The sequence below is a fragment of the Anaerococcus sp. Marseille-P3625 genome (assembly GCF_900232825.1).
Lineage (GTDB): Bacteria > Bacillota > Clostridia > Tissierellales > Peptoniphilaceae > Anaerococcus.
Genome location: NZ_OCTP01000011.1, coordinates 159,109 through 176,503 on the forward strand (window position 1 = coordinate 159,109; position 17,395 = coordinate 176,503).

Below are 17,395 nucleotides of genomic sequence, written 5' to 3' on the forward strand. Positions count from 1 at the left end.
CTCCTACAAACCATATATTCTAAGTCCACAATTCCAATTTGCTGGATTATATTTTCTGCCTGGGCCAGAAGGTACACCATAATCATGTGCCCCAAATGTTCTACCATCATCAGATAGAAATTCTGTATGCTCATTTCTTAATAGTATATCCCAAGGTTTAACCTCACTAAGTGGTATTTTATACCATAGCTTTAGTTTCTCCCCTTGTTCTATCATTGTATAAGTTGATGGAGCCCATGTTCCATGCCAATCTCTGCCCTGTGCTTCCATTGCTACCTTGTATACCAAACTAGAACAATCTGAAATTCCATCATTCATTCTTAATGATCCCATATCATAACGTTCATTTGCGTGACTCCAAGCTATAGAAGCAATACTTGCTCTAAATCCAGTAGGATCTGAATATTTAATCGGTACATATCCTCCGCTTGTACTACCGCCATATTGAACTGGTATATCCATTGATGAATAGTCCATGCCTGTTATTTCTGTCATATCATCCGCGGTTATCATCTGCCATTGATTCCAAGGCTTTTTAAATCGACTACCGTATTTTAAGCCTCTAGTTACTTGTAAAGTTGTTTTCCGACCTTCTGCATAAACAAAACTGTGACTAACATTTTCAATATAGTATTCCATATCAGTAGTTGGTACTAATAACCTACAACCAACTTTATATACAGCATCACCTCTTAAAATGAAACTACCGTTTTCCATCATTCCATTTTTGATATTCCAATTAAATAAATCAATGGTCTTCTGTGATACTTGAGAGTCATCTTCTTTGTTGGCTTCGCTTATAATTGATTCCATATTTGATTTAGCTTCATCTACACTATCTTTGACTATTTCTTCTTCTAGTTTTTTCTTTTTATATTCTAGTTCATCTTTAGATAGTCCCATATAATTAGTTTCACGTCTAACATCGCTGTAACTAAGGTCTGTAGATTTTGCTTCTTCTTTAGCTTCTTTTGCTGCATCATCTATGTTCTTTTGATCAAATTCTTTTTTCCAAAATTCAAGATCTTTTTCATAATCACTTTTTTCATGAATACCAACATCCCATTCACCGCTACCCTCACTAGCTCCAGTAGGGCCATAAGCTCCAGCGCTAGAATATTTACTAGTAACTTGTAATCTTCTTAGTCCATATCTGTCATAATAAGGTTTATACCAAATAGGAGGGCCAAATAATTGATCGTAATCTGTTATTAAGCTTTCGCCCTTAACAGAATAAACTGTATAAGACTCCAAATCAGATGTGCCTAATTCTTCATCCATAATATCTTTATCATCTATCTTATATAATGGTAGATTTGCCCAATCTGTAGGATTAAAAGGTGTCGGTCTTGATATAAGGGTCGGTTTATCATCAACCACTTCCCAAAACAACTCATTAAAAGGAGCGTTTCTTAATTCTTTTAAGTAAGTCCATAAACTGCCTTGAAACTCATAAGCTGTAAAATTATTCCCCAAAGACTCTTGACGTTGTCTTGCATTATCAAGATATATGCCTTTAAAATAATCTTTGAATGATTTTCCATTAGCAAAATTAAGATTTATGCCCTTATCAAGATAGAAATCAACAACAGTCTTAATAAGTTTTGATGGAGAGTTTTGACTTACAATAGCATCTTGACCTTGGTAAAATCCACACATATTGTAGCTTGCATTTATTTCTTGCACTGCTCCAATGTCAAATTGCATAAAGGCTTTATTAAAACCTCTACCTGTTATGTTTATAATTCTTTTAGGCACTAGATCTACGTACACTAAAGATTTGTAAGAATTATCTACCATGCCAAACAAAACAGTCCCTTTTTTATCACCTCTGCCTAATTCAATAATAACAAGATCACAAGAATGTATTTTATCATACCATTCTTGCTTAAAGGCTAAGGATATAGAAAAAGTTGCACAATCATCAGCTCCTACATCTCTTGTAGTTTCAAGCGATAGTACATCAAAATCAAGGTTCTTATTTGTTGTAGGGTTGGCTAATTGAAATATCTCTACGTTACCCTTTTCTGTGGCAAATGTAATTTTACAATAAGGGTTGCTTACATAGCTATACATTTATCACCTTGCCTTTCTTTGATAAACTTGATTTAGCTGGAATTTTTGTTGATTATTAGATAATTGCTTAATCGCTGCTAATACCGCTTCTTTTACTTGCTCTGTAATGGTATTATTTTCTGCTCCATTAATGCTAACATTTAAATTTATAGTTCCGTTAGTTGCGTTTGACAAATTACTTTCTCTATAATCTTTTGCATCAAGTTTTGATAAAACTGCTTCATCTTTGTGTATAAAGGCTAGCTGGTCTTCTGGTACTCTATCTATACCGATAGCATAAGAACTTATATTGGATTGACTGCCAATATTTGCATCTTTTTGGTCGCTTAGCTGTTTTATTCCTTGAGATAATATAGTTTCTGCTATATTTCCTCTTTCAACATTATGATTATTAGCTGGTCTTTCAAAGGTATTTTCAAAGCTTGCAGCAGACTTTCTAGCATCATTAGATGTTTTGAATGAGTCATACCATGAAGATGAATAATCAGAGTTCATCTCTTGCATTAAGAAATCTAATTGAGTTTTAAGATTTGTCCAATCAGTTCCTTTTGACTGTGCATAGTTAACTAGATTTTTAAATCGTGGGCCTTCCCATTGAGCAAGTCCCCTACCAGGGCCTCCACCTAGTTGTTTTTGTGCTGGATTAAGCCCGGATTCTGCTTGTAGGTTTGCCATAATTCCAGCTGTACCAGCATCAGAAAAGCCTTGTTTTTTGAAATAGCTCCAAATCTTATCAAAGTTTTCATTGCCTTCGAGAGGACCAGTATCTACTGGCAAGCCATTAGCTCTATTAAAAGCGTATTGACTTCTACTTTGTGCATAACTTGACCCTGCTTTCTTGTTTGTACCTGTAGACTTAATTTTTTTCTCGCCTTTAGATCCTTCAACAGTTATGTTGAATAATCCACCATTTTCAAGCCTATCTAATAGCTGTTCTTCTCTTTTAACAACTAATTCTTTTCTACCAACAAGATCTTTATCTTTTTTGTCTTTGTGGAGTTCGCTTGCTTCAACAGTAGATATACTTGCAGCGCCTTTCCCTAGTTTTCTACCTAGTTTATCTCCTACAAATGCACCAGCTATACCGCCTAAAGCTCCACCTATTATAGTTCCTACTGGGCCAGCTATTGCTGTTCCTGCCATAGCGCCATATTTTGCACCAGCAAAACCGCCACCCAATGTTCCAGCACCAGCACCGATGGATCCAAAACCTTCTTTTACATCACCTTTTTTGAAATTGTTGTAAGCTTCATATCCATATGTACCAACTGTAATAGCTGTACCTGCTATACCTAAACCTTTAGAAAATTTGCCTGCATTTTCACCTAGAAAACTTACAGACTTAGCAACATTTCCGCCTTCTTCTGCAACAACCGGATTCTTTAATTTTGAAAATAAACTAAAGACTTTTGCACTTTCGCCAGCTGAACTGCCAGCACCCTTGCCTAGATTACCGATAAGTAACCTTGGTACATTTGCTACTGCTGCACCTATACCCCCACCTATTAAGGCTTGACCAGCTATTGAGCTTGTACCTTGTAAGAAACTTGGCATATTGTTGTAGGTTTCTTTAAATGGTCTTGTAGCTTCATTAAGAGCATTGCCCGCATCCATAGAAGTGGCTTCTTTGTTCAACTCATAATTGGTATTTATTAATGCTTTTGAGTTTATAGCGTTATCAAGTTGTGCTTCTTTATTTCCACCCTTGCCATACTTTTCTTGGATTTCTTTGTATGATTCAGGACCTTGATTAAGAAGTTTTACAACTTCGTCGCCTTCATCAACGGTAACTCCCATATGATCTTGCAACCATAGGGATCTCATAGTATCACTATGAAGATTTTTACCAAGACCTCTTGTTAAAGCTTTTATTGCTTCAGGATCTGAAAAACCATGTTCTGCTCTTCTTCTAGCTTCTTTTAGTGCATCTTCGCCATAGCCTAACTCTTCGCCATAACCAAACATTCTCAAGGTCATGTTGTCTCTAGCGTTAAATCCACCTTGCATTTTACCTACAAGTTCAGCAGCCTTATCACCTTTTAATGCAGGATTTTGCCTAGCTAATTGTGCTTGTAGGCTTGCTGCCATTTCAAAGTCAGATGAAGTCACTTCAAGTTTGCCTTTAGTTATTACATCTGTAATATCAGCAAGACTTCGTGCGAGTTCATCTTCTCTGCCTTTCATACCTGTGGCGGCAATATTTGTTCCTATAGCGTCTGTGTATTCTTTTGAGCTTATATTGTCAAAACTTCTTTTTCTTAATTGAGAAAAATCCGATCCTAGAGAATTGGCGTTAATACCAAAAGCTAATGATGTTTCCATCATATCTTTTGAGCTTTGCTTTAAGTCATTTTGCCCATAATATCCACCACTAACCAAGGTATCTTGTAGATTCATTACTTGTCCAGTATCAAAACCATATTTCTTACCTTGATTACTAGCTTCACTTCTAGCCTTGTTAAAGTCGCTTCCGTAAACTCCTAGTCTATTGTAAATATCTAAGGCGTTTTTCTCATAAGCAGCTGCATTTTTTGAACCATTGTTTAGATAAGAAAAAACCGCTCTTCCAGCTCCTATTGCAAGTCCACTTTTTGTTAAATTTCCAAATAAATTATCTTTAAAGCTTTTATTATTACTTGAATTAACATCAGAACTATTAAAGCTAGATGGAGAAGATGGAAAATTTGTAGAATTATTATAAGCGCTTCTAGCAGAAAAACTTTGACCTAACTTATCAATGTTATTACTAAGCTTTCTAATTACTTCTGATAAATCGCCTATATTATCTTTATCTTTGCTAGCAAAATCTGTTAAATTGGAGCTTTCAGATCCACCAATACCAAAATTTTGAGCATCTTTTTGTACATTTTTTATATATTTGCTTAAATTTGAAAAACTCTGTTTAGCAGGATCTGTATTGGCTTGTACATTAATCTTGATATCACTCATCTATATCCACCTCCTCCCATTGCTGTTCATTATTTACATCTATTTGTTTTTTCTCTACTTCAGGAGCATCTTCATTCCACCATTTTTCAAATTCTGGATCGGTGAAACTTCTTCTGTATTGGTCTATGTTCATAGGATCATCAAAATAGCTTAGCCATTGCATCAATTCTAAATCATAGGCATTGTAATTAGCTAACCTATCATCAAACATTGAACAACCAAGTATTTTACTTGCTTTCCACAGACTCCTTATCCAAGGATTTATCGCCAGTTCCTTTAGATCCAGTTTCTTCATTTGTTGGTCGAAAGGAATTTATAAACATATTGACCTCTTCGTATAATCCCAAAACGGTTTCTGGATTATCTATCTTGTCATAGTCAAACCAATCAGGTTTTTTAACAATTAAATTATCGAGAAAAGCAATAGCTTCTGCTAGGAAATAACTTTCATTAGGTAGGGTTGATAATGAAGCATCAGCTAATAATTGTGACATTTTAGTACCTATTGCAACTCTATCGCGAATAGAAGGGAACTTTACAACGAAAGTCCCCTTTACTTTTTCCCCTTGAATTGTGCTTTCAAATTCAATTTCTTTTTCTCTAGCACTTAAATCTGTAAACTCTTTTAATCCTTGCATCTATTTTATTCTCCCATATCGCATGATAAGAATTGTACTGTAGCATTTTCACCTGCTATAGCGTTAGCTCTAATAGTAGTTGTGTAATCACTAAAAGTACAACCTCTGTAGACTCTAAGTGTTTTATTGTCCCATTTGTTTATTACTTCTATATCGATAATATCTTTTTGAAGAATATCTTCTCCAAGCCCTATATATCCAACATCTGCCAAGTCTGTATTTCTTAACATATATCTTTCTAGGGTGAAAGTACCTTCATATCTATTTTGTACGTGTTCTTGTGGCATTATTGAGCCTATCTCATACACTCCTTCAGTTCCATAAGAAATTTTAGGATCTAATGATTGTGCTCTGCCAACTACTTGTCCTTTAATTTTTAATAGGACGGTTGCACCAGTTACAACCGTTTGTTTTTCTGCACTTGCCATGTATATTTACCTCTCTAACTTTCTTGATCCATGATGGATAGTTCTTCACTGTAGAATGTGATATCGATAAATGTGAAGTTAGTTACTTCTGTTGGTGCTACATCGAATGTTAGATATACTCTGTCATTCTTTTTTGATATATTGACATTCTTATAAGCAATAATTATTCCGTCTTTCTTGTATTGTTGTAAAACAGAAATAGCTCTGTTTCTTGCAGATTCAAGTACAGAATAAGGTGTCAATTTACCAGTTAGCATCTTATCAAGTTGTTTTCTAATTTCTTTAGAAAGTTGGTCGGCAATAGCTCCTGTAGATCTTTCAACCTTGAGTGGGTCATTATATTGTGCAAAAGTAGTGTAGTCCCATACAAGTTTAGGGTAGAAAATCAATTGATTATCTCTACTAGCAACCATATCGTCAAATAGAACTCCATTATCTATAAGCTTGTTCTTATCATCTTCTGGATATGTTTTTTCAGGTTTTAAATAGTTGAAAACATCAGCTGTTGCACTTTCAACACCTAAGAAAGCAAATCTACCAGCATACATAGCTGCATGAATAAATGCAGGATATAGTTTATTGTTAAAGTCATAGATACCTTGACCAGTAAATTGGACTCTTTCATGTTCTAATTGAGATTTGAAATTAACTTGTTGTTGAACTGATATATTGTTAGCAGCACCACAGACTAGTCTTCTTTCTTTGCCATATCTTTCACTCATCTTAATTACGTGTTCTCTACATTCAGCGATAATCCCAATATCATCAGTTAGTGGAACGATGTAGTCGATATCGTATTTTCCTAATTTATCTAAGAATTTGATAAAGGATCTAGCTTCTCTTCCTTCGCTTCCACCTGCTAGTAAAGTAAATGGATAGTTTTCATAATTTGAAACTTCTCTATTTATGATAGTTACCTCAACATATTCTGATTGAGTCTTAGTTGTTTTTTGTATATCTCTTAGAACACCAGTAATTGGAGTTGTTTCTGTAATCTCTTTCTTATCAAAGAAATCTAAATCCAATACTGACAATTCAATATTTGCAGTTTTAACAGGTTCTATATCGTAGTTTTCGTAACCCATTAAATAAAGTGCTAGACTTCTAACGTTTCTATATTGTGTAGGGTCAAGGTTAAGGTCGATATCAACCTTTGCTGTTTCTGCATTCTCGCCAATATAGGTTTGAAGTTTTATAGAATCACCTTTACCATTAGATATGATTGAAATACTAGCGTATTTTTCATCACCGGTATATTTAATAGAAAAAGCACCACCCAAATTGTCGAATATCTCGTACTTATCTGATTTAGCGTCATAGATAGTCAAGCATTTTGTATTGGCTGATGCTCCGTCTGTTAGTTTGTGTGATATTAAGTTGTTTTCTTCTCCGTAGTCTTTTGAAGTTATTGTATAAACAAATTCTGACTCGGTTACAGGTGCTGTACAAGGTATTAGGAATGTATCGCCTTGATTGTATTTACCTTGGCCAAAAGTTATTTTAATTCCATCTCCTAAATCCTTATCAGTTGCATTAGCTGTTTCTTTTAGTGATAGTTCTTCGCCTATTTGCTCTCCATCTGATGCTAAAGAGTATTTATATGTTGCATCAGAAATATCTCTAAGTCCAGTTGATGTAATTTCAATCTTAAAGGTTTTGTTTTCTTTGCCAGTATAATCGCCTTTTACTGTTAGGCTTCCAGTTGAGTTAGCGTGTTGAGTGCTTATTACCTTTCCGACTGTTGCCGGTACTTCTTTCTTTTGGAATACATTTCCCATTGACTTTGTAGCGTCATTTGATCTTATACAGAAAATTTGATCTGCTCCACCTATTTCTACTCCATCTTTTGTTTCAATAACAGGATCGTAAGCTTTTAAAGCTGCATCTAAAAGATATCCACCTTTTAGAATTTTGATAGCATCTTCAGGGTCTTCTATGATAGTTATTTCTCCAGGAACGCCACCTTTAGAAGATCCTATTAATGCCATATTCTTTGCTCCATTGGTTTTAAATATTCTCATATTACTTTCTACATGAGAATAAACACCTGGTTTTCTGTATCTTACTTTGTGAAAATGGTAGCCTTTTTTATATGCCATATATTTACTCCTTATTCAATTTCAGCAGCAAGAATTTTGTCCCACTCTTCTTGGCTTTTGTATAATTGGCCATTAAGTTTGACTCTTATTGCTGCTTTGGTTTCTGCTCTTACATTTCCTTTTCCAATAAAATATTCTTTAAAGGAAATTAGCCTTTTACTCTTTTGAGGTTCTTTCTTTACCTCTTGTTTCGCTTTTGGTGCAATTTTCTTTTCCGTCATCATCTACTCCTTTACGATTAATAGATATATCGTTAATAGTTGTTCCTAAATTGAATTGAGAATCTAATTCTCCTGCAAATTCATCAAATCTATAGTATGTCGTTGTATATTCACAAGATAAAGTTAAAGCCCTTCTATAAACAAAAAAGTTTATATAATCTGGTATAGGCTCTAAATCTCCACCACTTAAACTTGATAAGATTATGTTTTCTTCCTCAAAATCTTTTCTTGTTGTCAATAAGCAATATTTTGTTATTGCATACAAAAAAGAAGTGATAATTGCGTTATCACTCCATATTTCACACCTTATATTTGTTTGCATTTGAATACTTTCTTGTATTGGGTGTCTTATATTCTTTGACCAATTAAGATAATTACTATCTGATTCATTTCCTATATAGTTTTCGTCTATACCATTTCCCAAACCATAAGAAACCTCTTGATCCGACTCCACCAAGACAACAATACAAGGTAGATACAATTCTTCTCTAGGATAGCTTGATCTCACGTTGATTTTGTATTCTTTTATGAATTTTTTAACGTCTTCGTTAGTTTTTTCATCTGCGTATAAAAAAAACTTATCTATCAATTCAACATTGTTAGATAAGTAATTCAAAACTTTTTTTATTTTGCTTTTTACAAACAAGTCCAGCATCTGTATCATAGGTTAGCCTCCAAATAATCATATGAAAATTTTTCAGCCTTTTTACTAACCTTTGGAAAAGCTTTAATACCTTTTAAGCCTGGATGAAACCAGCTTTTTGGATCTGACTTATCTGATACTCTCCTAAAGGTTAAATACTGACTTCTTTTGGCTCCGGACTTATATGTTTTGGTTTTTCTTACTAGATAATCATATTTAGAATTTTTCCACTTATATCCTGTATTAGATCTTTGTGGTGAATATCCTAAATCTCTTACAAGACTTTCTTCAAGGTATTGACCATATTTTAAATTTTTAGCAGCTTTTAATATCTTAGGTGGTAATGATCCTCTGCCTGCTGTTCTGTGCCTAAATGGTATTGTTAAATACCAACCTGGCTCATTTTTTCCATCTACACGTCTAACTACTTTTGTTCTTTTGGGTGACTTAGAAAAGCCTATTTTTTCATCAAACTTATTACAACCATTTTCAAGTAAGGCTGGGAATTTTCCATTTAGTTGCACATAGCCTTTTAATGGGCCTTCCATCGTTACAGCTGATATAGCTTGCTTATAATCTGTGCTAGTTGATCTTAATTTTGTATTTGCTTCATAAATAAGTTCATCTCTAGCATAAGATAGAGTTGCCTTAACCATATCACTTGCTACTGTATCTATAGCCTTGTATATATCAGTCATAAGCAAATCCTCCGTCTTTTTCTAAACTAGGTTCATATTCCCTTTTAGCATTAACCGTATTACCATAAGCAAAATTTATTCTAGTTGCTAGGTACTGCTTTGGCATAATATCTGTTTGAGGCTCTTTTAAGCCTTTAGATACATTTACAGATCTTAATTCATGAGTCATCTCTTTTATCATATACTCTGGGCTAGTTAAGTATAAAACACTTACTCTTGCTCCATTTGGGGGTTTTGAGCTTTCATCTATCCATTCTAAATGGTGTTTATCTTCACTAATTTTAAAATCTATATTTTCATCATAGACATAGTCGCCTACCATTACAAAAATAACTTTCTTAATCGGTCTATAGGTGCTGGAGGTTTTGTTGCCATTAACTGTAACAACTTGTGAATATCTACAGTCGATTTCATAAAAGTCTAATTTATCATGGTAGGACATTATAATATCTCTTTCTGGGGTAATATATACTGTCCCCGGCTCTGATATTCCTTCAAGTTTTAAAACTTGTTTACCATTAAAGCTAGTAGCAACAACCTTTATTTCTTTTCTTCTAATGTATCTATAGCCTTCGCCCTTGCAATAAGGGCAATGCGGATCTGGCTGACCTTCAATCATGCACTCACAAACAATAGATTGATACCATGAAGCGTTATAACCATGAGTTTCTATTAATTCATCAAAGTTTTTAGGTATAAAACCTGCATTAGCTGCCATAATATCCTCCTACAAAACAACTGAATCAAACCTGGCAAAATATTTCCTAATTATCGGAGTTAATTCTTCTAGGTCTTTTCTGTACTCTAGGATACGCGCGGATGCTCCACCATACATAGCTGATTGAGTTGTTCCTATAGATTGACTTAAACCATCTATTGATACAGAAGATGAAGCAATACCAGCACCTATAATCTGATCTCCCCATACTTCAAATATAGTTATAGCAGCGTATTTGAAGATCCAATCTAAAAGATTGTGTGGAATTTCTTCCTTTTCCATACCTGCTTTATAATTAATTGAAATTGCCATTGGCATATAAGATCTTGTCATAAAATATGGTACAGCTACACCTATAGCTGGGTTAATATAATTTACACTTCCTGTTGTAGGAAAAATTGTCACATCTCCAACTCTTTTATCAAGTTGTATCCATTCTTTAGGAATTTTAAGTATTTTCTTATTGCCCATTTTATAGGTTATAGACTCAATTTCTCTTACTGGTCTTTTAAATAACGGTGTATATTGGTAAGAGTCAAAAAGACTGTTTCCCTCAAAGTCGTGTAATTCATCTTTGATTTCTCTAGGGGTTATACAAATATCAAATACTTGCTCTGCCCTATCTATAGCTGAATTAAGGCTTGACACTAAAAATGTTCTTGAAAATGGTGTGCCATCATAAGTCATTAGGTCTATACCTTGGAAGTGATTATCTATTAAATCTTCGGTTGTAAGCCCTTTAATCTTTATAAGGTTTTCTGCCGCTTGATCTGTTGGTAATGTAAATTTTTCTCCCTGGTCGTATATATTTTCATTAGAAGAGGGATTCTCTTCATCATACATATTGTCATAGTATTTTCTCATACCCTCCCCTTTCTATGTTTATTTATCAAGCTTTAAAAGAGTTTCTATAAGCTCTGCTTTACTAGATCCTGCTGGCGCTTTTTCTCCTTTAGCCTTGATTAGTTCTTTTAGTTCTTTTATAGATAAAGTTTCATAGTTAACTTCTTCTTTTTCAGCATTTAAGCTTTCCACTTCTACTTTCCCTTGACCTAAAGTTACTTCTTGTATCTTATTTGTATCTTTATTAGCTTCTGACTTTTCTTTTTTATTATCATCAACCAATTCATAACCTTTAAGTCCTAAAAGTTTTTTAGCTAATTCATCTTCTATTTCAACCATTCCGTATTCATCAAATTTAACAGAATTTTCTTCATCTATGATAAGTCTTGAATTAACTAAATTATCATTTTTTATCAGCATAATTTCTCCTTAAAGAAAAACTAGGCGATAAGCCTAGTCAATCTTGATGTTTTTAATTGTTACAAATTTCTTTGGTGCATATACTATTGGTGTACCATATAAGAAAATACCAAATCTTCTTACTGGGCCAGTCATTGCATATGGTAATTTAAAGGCTGGTAGCAATTGTCTAAAGGTAATAGCTGACTCATCAAATTGGCCTATAACTGCTTCACCTGTATTTGGCAATACTTCGTTTTTATCAACAAAGATTGTTTCAGCGGATTTTTCTCTTGATTTTGCGCCGACTCTACCTATTTCATAGAATTTAGATCCATTATCTTCTGTTCTATAGATTACAAAGTATTCTGGTGCAAAAATTTGTGTATCTGAATTTTTAATTGTTAATTTTACGCCTTTTTTGATGTTTTCAGTTGCAACTGTTACCGCATCTGTTTCTACAGCTACAGATTTACCTTTGTGTGAGTATGCAACTACTGCATATTTGAAAGTTCCACCTTGTGCAAATTTAGCTGGGTTTTTAGCATCTTCGTCAGCTACTGCTGCTGTTACTGTTGGTGCTGTTGGTGGTTCTTGTCCATAAGCTGGTGCATTGGTATCTAATACTTCCATACCTCTTCTTAAAAATACATCTGGGATTAAATCAACAGTTCCGCCTAATGTATTAAATTTAGTTACAGTAGTACCTGCTACCATTTCTCCTGCTTCAACACTCATAATTGCTCTTTGATTTGGATAGTATTGCTCACTAAATTTTTGTGCAACATTCATTGGTAGATAAGCTTTAGTTGGTGTACCATAGTTGTCTAAAATATTTGTTGCTGCGTTGTTAATGTGTTTATCTTCTAGATATTTACCTCTTAAATCTACAACATTATGATCTGCTGTTTGTTTTAAAATACCATTCCATTGTAAGCCTTCTTCATCTGCTGGTGCTAGTGTTGAATCACCATAGAAAAGTGCTTGTTCAGCTTGACCTAAAATGAATTTCATTCCATTTTGAGTTTCTAATGCTTCTGGTTCTGAAACAGTATTTACTAATCTCATAAGATCGGTTACTGATCTAGTTACATTTAAACATTTAACTTTTGCAAGTTCTCTTTTATAGCTTGATGTTGTATCAAGTCCTGCAATACCCTCTGGTTGGAATCCTGGTATATCTTCTCCGTAAGAATCAACTACGTTATATTCTTCAACATTAGAGAAAGCTCTTGATTTTGGAATATCTCTCCAAAGTTTTAGGTGTTGTTCAGAATAAGTTAATGTCTTGATTGTGTTTTCTAGTGACTCTGGAATTATAGCTGCGCCACCTTTTGCTCCAGGGTTAATTTGTGCAAAATTATTTGTAGTTAATGCCTTATAAAGGTCTTGTACTTGTGTTTGTGTTAATGAATTAAATGCCATGTTTATTACTTCCTTTCTTAAATTAAGTGTTTTTCAATAATTGATACTAAAGCTTCAGATAAAGGTGCTCCTTGTTCAGCTTTACTTACATCTAAAGCACTTACATTTCTATTGCCTGCTAGAAATTCATTTGATAGAATTTCTGCTCTTTGTGATTTTGATAGGTCTTTGTAAGTTTTCTTTTCTTCTTCGTATTTATTAAAAACTTGTGCGTTTTTAACTGATTTTCTAATGTTATTGGCTCTACTTAGTTTTTTGCTTAATAGATTAATTGACTTTTCAAGCTCTTTATTTTTTTCAACTACTTCATTTGCATTGTCAGTATTAATTTCTAATAGATCTACAACTTTCTTTAGATTTTCTGTTAAATCATCTAATCTACCATTGATTTCATCTAAGCCTAAATCATCTTTAATTCTGTCAAGCAAGTCATCATAATCGACTTCTTCTGTATCTTCGTCTTCTTCTACTTGCTTTTCAGTTTCGTTTTCTTCTTCGCTTTCTTCGTCATTTTCAGCTATTTGGTCATCTTCGGTTTTTTCTAATTCTTCATCATTTTCGATTTCTTCATTGTCAGTTTCTTCATCAGCGATTTCTTCATCAGATGCTTCTTCTTCATCTTCGCCTTCGCTAAAATCGTAAACTATTTTTTCATCATCATCTTCTGATTTAGCAACTTCATCTTCGCTTATATAATCTTTGTCTACTTCATCTTCATTAAAGTAGTCATCTGCTACATTTTTTAATAGTCTATTGAGTTTTTCATCAATGCCTAATTCTTTTTCTTTGTCCATTTTTACTCCTTAAAGTTGATTATTTGGTGTACTTTATCTTCCATTTCAGATCCATAGATTCCTCTAAACATCATTAGATACAGCTTAATATCGTCTTTATTCTTGCTTTTATTTAGCTTATTTTTAAAAGTTTCTAATGTTTCAAGCACTTGCCTATCCCCATCTAAAGCCTTTTGATAATAGATTTTGCCATTTTCTAAGCTTTCTTTTAATAGGGCTTTTTGACTTGTCGAACAAGCTGTCATTGACTTAACTATTGCATTCCATGTTGCATTAGCATTACAAGGTGTGCTAGTTACTGCAACATTTGTCACTCTTGCCTTTAGAATTTGTCCCTTTTCGTCTTCTTTGAGAATTTGTCCTTCGATAGAAAAACCTAATCTTCTAGAAGTACCGGACTTCTGTAGGGCTATTGCGGTTTCCCAAAATCTTCTGCCATCTGCATTGTCAAGTAAGTATCCCTCTAGGTATAAACCTTCTTTTGTGATTTTTGTGTTTTTCTTATCAGGATAACCAACAATTCTTGAATTATCGTGATCTAAATTTAAAAATCCTTTTTCTAAAAAAGATGAAATATCAAGGCCATTTTGAACAACCTTTTCGCCTTGATAATCAAGATCTGGTGTACTTGCCAGCCCTTTAATCTTGCCTATAATTCCTTTTTGAGAGTTTAGACTCTTTGATTCATCGCTTTTTATAAGGTCTACTAAAGGTACATAAATCTGCATATCCCTCACATTCTTATCCTCCTTTCTCAAAGTTCTTGCTCCCTACCTCCCACCCTTTATTCATAGATATGCAATAAAAAAACACCTATGATTTCTCATAAGTGTTTTAGTGTTTGTATTAATTTTTATTTTAGATCAAAGGCTTTATATACTTATCTGCTATTCTTTGCTCCCCTAATTCTACTAATGCGTCATAGCATTCTTGATATCTATTTTCTCCATCGACTATTAGATCTGTATCAAGTGGCATTAGTTCAAATACAATTGCTCTGTAATTATCTTGCCCTTCTACTTCTTTTAAGATTTCATTTATCATTTCTTTTATGTTTCTTATTACTTTTGCCATTTCTTACCTCCTAAAATGATAAGGCTAATGCATCTATTGCATCTAAATCTTCATCTTCAAGAAATTTAGTTATTAATACTGCCGCTATTTCTCTATATTCAAAGCTATTGAGCGCTCCTTCTAATGATATAGTACCGCGTTTTAGTTCTTCAACAAGATTTGCAATTCCTGAACTTCCTAAATCATTTTGTATCTTTTCTACTTTGTCTGTTCTTTCTAGAACCTTTGTTTCTATAGCTTTATATTTATTGCTTATTGCTGGGTCTTTTTTGCTATCTTGATATTTATCTAATACATTTGCTAGAAAATCTCCGTTTTTAGCTGTAAGTTGCTTGTAGATCTCTCTACCTATACCATGAGTCCCTTCTTTTCTAACGTTTTTAAATTCTTCCAAATCCCAAATACAAGGTAAGCAATGTGCTATTTGATCAGCGTATGAATGTATTTGTCTATCGGTGTCTTTTCCATGAACTAAATTGCTTATAGCTTGACCTGCGGTTTCTACTAGAGTTTCTTCAAGAGGTTTTAAGGATTCTCTTCTTTCTGGTGTGCATAACTTGTCTGGATTTGCTGTAACAGTTTCACTTACCTTAGCGTGCATACATTCATGTATAGCTGTTTTGGTTTCGTGAACTGGATCCCCGGTTTCAGCGACTAAACATATTTCATGATTGTATCTTATTCCATCATTATGGACGGCGAATCTACATAGTCCTACTGCATTTGATCGCCCCGTATTAAATGCTTTCCCATTTCTTTTGCTATATAAAGGTAAATTTAATCCTAGCATATCCATAATTGCTCTGCCCTTTATATCGGTGTGCATATCTTTAATTGGTTTTATTTTTTCTACTAATTCATTAGTAGTTTTTACTTCTTTATATTCATACTTTGGGTCAATCTTCTTTGTGCCTAGTCTGTATCTGAACTTACCAGCTTGTTCGCCTGTTAGTGTTTTTTCTCTAGCTTTTATTTTTTCCTTTACTGCTTGACTAGATCTTTTTTCTTTTAAAACTTTGTCTTCTGCGGCTAATTTGTTGACTAATTCATTGCTTTTGATTTCTTCTATTAAATTATTAATGGCTGTTTGTGCCATATCTCTTACGCCTTCTCTATCTTTGGTATCACCAAAAACTTTATTTCTATTAACATCATATTTTAGATTAAATAAAGTTTCGTTTGCCCTTCTGCTAGCAGCTTTTGATTGGTGTCCTCCGCCGATCTTACCTATAAGTTCTTGCATTGCTTTCACATCTGGTTTAATCCATGTATGTGAATGTGTATTTTCTATATTTACATCTGCACCTAATCTTTCAAGTAATGCTTTTTCTTGCCTTGCTGTCAAATTAGGATTGTCTGTTAGTCTATTTATATCTTTTGGATTAGATTCTTCTTCTTTTGTCAAATTTTCTAATAGGCTTTTGGCTTCATTAAAAATTGCACCAGCAAACTTGCCACTATCGCCTCCATTGACCTTGGTGTAGAATTTCCCGGAATCCATATCATAGTACATTTTCCCACCTTGTTCATTTATTGCTCTTTCGCCTATTTTACCTTTAAATTCTGGATTGTTGCTGACTTTTCCTGCCAAATCTATTCCTAAATCATTAAAGTATAATCTCTTTTCACCATTCTTATCCCATAAAGATGCGCCTTTTTGTTGCAATCTTCTAAATTGGTATTTGGATAAGTTCCCATAAGTATTTGCCTTGCTATTTTCATTATTCTTGGCTGGACTAGTTTTCTTTTCTGGCTTTTGCATATCGTTAATAGATAATTGATTGGTTTTTACTTTTGGTCTTTTAAAATTACTTGCTATAAAATCTTGCAATGATCCATGCTTTCCTGCTTTTGTGTATAGGTCTAATACTTCTTTTTCTGATAAGCCTTTAGCTTTTCCATCTTTGCTATCAAAAGATACCTCTATATTTTCTGGTAGTTTCATTTGCTTTTTTGCAATTTCCATAGCTTTATTACCGGATTTATATCTTATTCCATAAAATGTTTTGTTTTTGCCATTTATTAATACTTTTACCGGAAATAGATGCGCTCTGTTTTGTACAGCTTTTATTAGGCTTTTAAAGTCCTTTATAATTATTCTCATTTTCTCGCTCCTTTGTTGATATTTATGTATCTGTTTTTCTTATCTAGTTCTTTAAATTCTTCTTCTGTTAGTATTCTTTGCATTGCAATTTTGTATTTTTTGTTATATGGATACTTGTTAGCATCAATTAATCTTCTAACATTTTCAGCATCTTTTTTGCACAAAAAATGGGCGTACTGTTCATAAGCCCCACCCTCTCTTTTAAGTAACCATTTACGCTCTGGTAGTTTTGGATAATATTTTATTGTTAATTTCATGACCTATGTTTATTTTTATTTCAACGTTT

Annotated in this window: 18 protein-coding genes; all 18 read right to left on the reverse strand. The window is 33.5% G+C overall.

From position 1 onward, the window contains the following. Positions 1 to 3: 3 nt before the first annotated feature. On the reverse strand, positions 4 to 2,076 hold the full coding sequence (locus tag CS884_RS05700) for a hypothetical protein (protein WP_099321092.1): 2,073 nt from the start codon (positions 2,074 to 2,076) through the stop codon (positions 4 to 6). Positions 2,077 to 2,079: 3 nt separating this feature from the next. Continuing rightward, on the reverse strand, positions 2,080 to 5,025 hold the full coding sequence (locus CS884_RS05705; RefSeq protein WP_099321093.1) for a phage tail tip lysozyme: 2,946 nt from the start codon (positions 5,023 to 5,025) through the stop codon (positions 2,080 to 2,082). Further along, entirely contained in the window at positions 5,018 to 5,236 is a 219-nt protein-coding gene (locus CS884_RS05710) for a hypothetical protein (protein ID WP_099321094.1), read from the reverse strand. Before CS884_RS05710 ends, CS884_RS05705 begins: the two co-directional genes overlap by 8 nt. Before the next feature lie 16 nt (positions 5,237 to 5,252). Next, positions 5,253 to 5,663: a hypothetical protein gene (locus tag CS884_RS05715; RefSeq protein WP_099321095.1), complete on the reverse strand. Its 411-nt coding sequence runs from the start codon at positions 5,661 to 5,663 to the stop codon at positions 5,253 to 5,255. Between the two features lie 5 nt (positions 5,664 to 5,668). Continuing rightward, entirely contained in the window at positions 5,669 to 6,091 is a 423-nt protein-coding gene (locus CS884_RS05720) for a hypothetical protein (protein ID WP_099321096.1), read from the reverse strand. A gap of 14 nt (positions 6,092 to 6,105) precedes the next feature. Next, positions 6,106 to 8,190 carry a hypothetical protein gene (locus CS884_RS05725; protein WP_099321097.1) on the reverse strand — a complete coding sequence of 695 codons (2,085 nt, stop codon included), beginning with the start codon at positions 8,188 to 8,190 and terminating at the stop codon, positions 6,106 to 6,108. Positions 8,191 to 8,201: 11 nt separating this feature from the next. Continuing rightward, on the reverse strand, positions 8,202 to 8,411 hold the full coding sequence (locus CS884_RS05730) for a hypothetical protein (RefSeq protein WP_099321098.1): 210 nt from the start codon (positions 8,409 to 8,411) through the stop codon (positions 8,202 to 8,204). After that, a complete protein-coding gene (locus CS884_RS05735; protein WP_099321099.1) occupies positions 8,347 to 9,075 on the reverse strand; it encodes a hypothetical protein in 729 nt (242 codons plus the stop codon). Before CS884_RS05735 ends, CS884_RS05730 begins: the two co-directional genes overlap by 65 nt. Beyond that, positions 9,072 to 9,752 carry a hypothetical protein gene (locus tag CS884_RS05740; RefSeq protein ID WP_099321100.1) on the reverse strand — a complete coding sequence of 227 codons (681 nt, stop codon included), beginning with the start codon at positions 9,750 to 9,752 and terminating at the stop codon, positions 9,072 to 9,074. Before CS884_RS05740 ends, CS884_RS05735 begins: the two co-directional genes overlap by 4 nt. Continuing rightward, the gene (locus tag CS884_RS05745) at positions 9,745 to 10,470 is read right to left on the reverse strand and encodes a hypothetical protein (protein ID WP_099321101.1); all 726 of its coding nucleotides are present in this window, start codon (positions 10,468 to 10,470) and stop codon (positions 9,745 to 9,747) included. Before CS884_RS05745 ends, CS884_RS05740 begins: the two co-directional genes overlap by 8 nt. Before the next feature lie 9 nt (positions 10,471 to 10,479). Continuing rightward, positions 10,480 to 11,334: a hypothetical protein gene (locus CS884_RS05750; protein WP_099321102.1), complete on the reverse strand. Its 855-nt coding sequence runs from the start codon at positions 11,332 to 11,334 to the stop codon at positions 10,480 to 10,482. 18 nt (positions 11,335 to 11,352) lie between these two features. Further along, positions 11,353 to 11,733, reverse strand: a complete 381-nt coding sequence (locus CS884_RS05755) for a hypothetical protein (protein WP_099321103.1) — start codon at positions 11,731 to 11,733, stop codon at positions 11,353 to 11,355. Positions 11,734 to 11,766: 33 nt separating this feature from the next. After that, the gene (locus tag CS884_RS05760) at positions 11,767 to 13,137 is read right to left on the reverse strand and encodes a hypothetical protein (protein WP_099321104.1); all 1,371 of its coding nucleotides are present in this window, start codon (positions 13,135 to 13,137) and stop codon (positions 11,767 to 11,769) included. A 17-nt stretch (positions 13,138 to 13,154) separates the two neighbouring features. Then, on the reverse strand, positions 13,155 to 13,931 hold the full coding sequence (locus CS884_RS05765; RefSeq protein ID WP_099321105.1) for a hypothetical protein: 777 nt from the start codon (positions 13,929 to 13,931) through the stop codon (positions 13,155 to 13,157). A gap of 2 nt (positions 13,932 to 13,933) precedes the next feature. Further along, a complete protein-coding gene (locus tag CS884_RS05770) occupies positions 13,934 to 14,659 on the reverse strand; it encodes an HK97 family phage prohead protease (RefSeq protein ID WP_143434417.1) in 726 nt (241 codons plus the stop codon). 130 nt (positions 14,660 to 14,789) lie between these two features. Then, complete coding sequence (locus tag CS884_RS05775; protein WP_099321107.1) at positions 14,790 to 15,005, reverse strand: hypothetical protein; 216 nt, start codon at positions 15,003 to 15,005, stop codon at positions 14,790 to 14,792. Between the two features lie 10 nt (positions 15,006 to 15,015). Beyond that, positions 15,016 to 17,109 (reverse strand): hypothetical protein, encoded by a 2,094-nt coding sequence (locus tag CS884_RS05780; RefSeq protein ID WP_099321108.1) that lies wholly within the window; start codon positions 17,107 to 17,109, stop codon positions 15,016 to 15,018. Continuing rightward, positions 17,106 to 17,366 carry a hypothetical protein gene (locus tag CS884_RS05785; protein ID WP_099321109.1) on the reverse strand — a complete coding sequence of 87 codons (261 nt, stop codon included), beginning with the start codon at positions 17,364 to 17,366 and terminating at the stop codon, positions 17,106 to 17,108. Before CS884_RS05785 ends, CS884_RS05780 begins: the two co-directional genes overlap by 4 nt. Between the last annotated feature and the right edge of the window lie 29 nt (positions 17,367 to 17,395).

What these genes read in the sequence shown, in the direction of transcription:
- CS884_RS05700 (WP_099321092.1), bottom strand. Translation starts at nt 2,076, where the DNA reads ATGTATAGCTATGTAAGCAACCCTTATTGTAAAATTACATTTGCCACA.
- CS884_RS05705 (WP_099321093.1), bottom strand. Translation starts at nt 5,025, where the DNA reads ATGAGTGATATCAAGATTAATGTACAAGCCAATACAGATCCTGCTAAA.
- CS884_RS05710 (WP_099321094.1), bottom strand. Translation starts at nt 5,236, where the DNA reads ATGTTTGATGATAGGTTAGCTAATTACAATGCCTATGATTTAGAATTG.
- CS884_RS05715 (WP_099321095.1), bottom strand. Translation starts at nt 5,663, where the DNA reads ATGCAAGGATTAAAAGAGTTTACAGATTTAAGTGCTAGAGAAAAAGAA.
- CS884_RS05720 (WP_099321096.1), bottom strand. Translation starts at nt 6,091, where the DNA reads ATGGCAAGTGCAGAAAAACAAACGGTTGTAACTGGTGCAACCGTCCTA.
- CS884_RS05725 (WP_099321097.1), bottom strand. Translation starts at nt 8,190, where the DNA reads ATGGCATATAAAAAAGGCTACCATTTTCACAAAGTAAGATACAGAAAA.
- CS884_RS05730 (WP_099321098.1), bottom strand. Translation starts at nt 8,411, where the DNA reads ATGACGGAAAAGAAAATTGCACCAAAAGCGAAACAAGAGGTAAAGAAA.
- CS884_RS05735 (WP_099321099.1), bottom strand. Translation starts at nt 9,075, where the DNA reads ATGATACAGATGCTGGACTTGTTTGTAAAAAGCAAAATAAAAAAAGTT.
- CS884_RS05740 (WP_099321100.1), bottom strand. Translation starts at nt 9,752, where the DNA reads ATGACTGATATATACAAGGCTATAGATACAGTAGCAAGTGATATGGTT.
- CS884_RS05745 (WP_099321101.1), bottom strand. Translation starts at nt 10,470, where the DNA reads ATGGCAGCTAATGCAGGTTTTATACCTAAAAACTTTGATGAATTAATA.
- CS884_RS05750 (WP_099321102.1), bottom strand. Translation starts at nt 11,334, where the DNA reads ATGAGAAAATACTATGACAATATGTATGATGAAGAGAATCCCTCTTCT.
- CS884_RS05755 (WP_099321103.1), bottom strand. Translation starts at nt 11,733, where the DNA reads ATGCTGATAAAAAATGATAATTTAGTTAATTCAAGACTTATCATAGAT.
- CS884_RS05760 (WP_099321104.1), bottom strand. Translation starts at nt 13,137, where the DNA reads ATGGCATTTAATTCATTAACACAAACACAAGTACAAGACCTTTATAAG.
- CS884_RS05765 (WP_099321105.1), bottom strand. Translation starts at nt 13,931, where the DNA reads ATGGACAAAGAAAAAGAATTAGGCATTGATGAAAAACTCAATAGACTA.
- CS884_RS05770 (WP_143434417.1), bottom strand. Translation starts at nt 14,659, where the DNA reads ATGCAGATTTATGTACCTTTAGTAGACCTTATAAAAAGCGATGAATCA.
- CS884_RS05775 (WP_099321107.1), bottom strand. Translation starts at nt 15,005, where the DNA reads ATGGCAAAAGTAATAAGAAACATAAAAGAAATGATAAATGAAATCTTA.
- CS884_RS05780 (WP_099321108.1), bottom strand. Translation starts at nt 17,109, where the DNA reads ATGAGAATAATTATAAAGGACTTTAAAAGCCTAATAAAAGCTGTACAA.
- CS884_RS05785 (WP_099321109.1), bottom strand. Translation starts at nt 17,366, where the DNA reads ATGAAATTAACAATAAAATATTATCCAAAACTACCAGAGCGTAAATGG.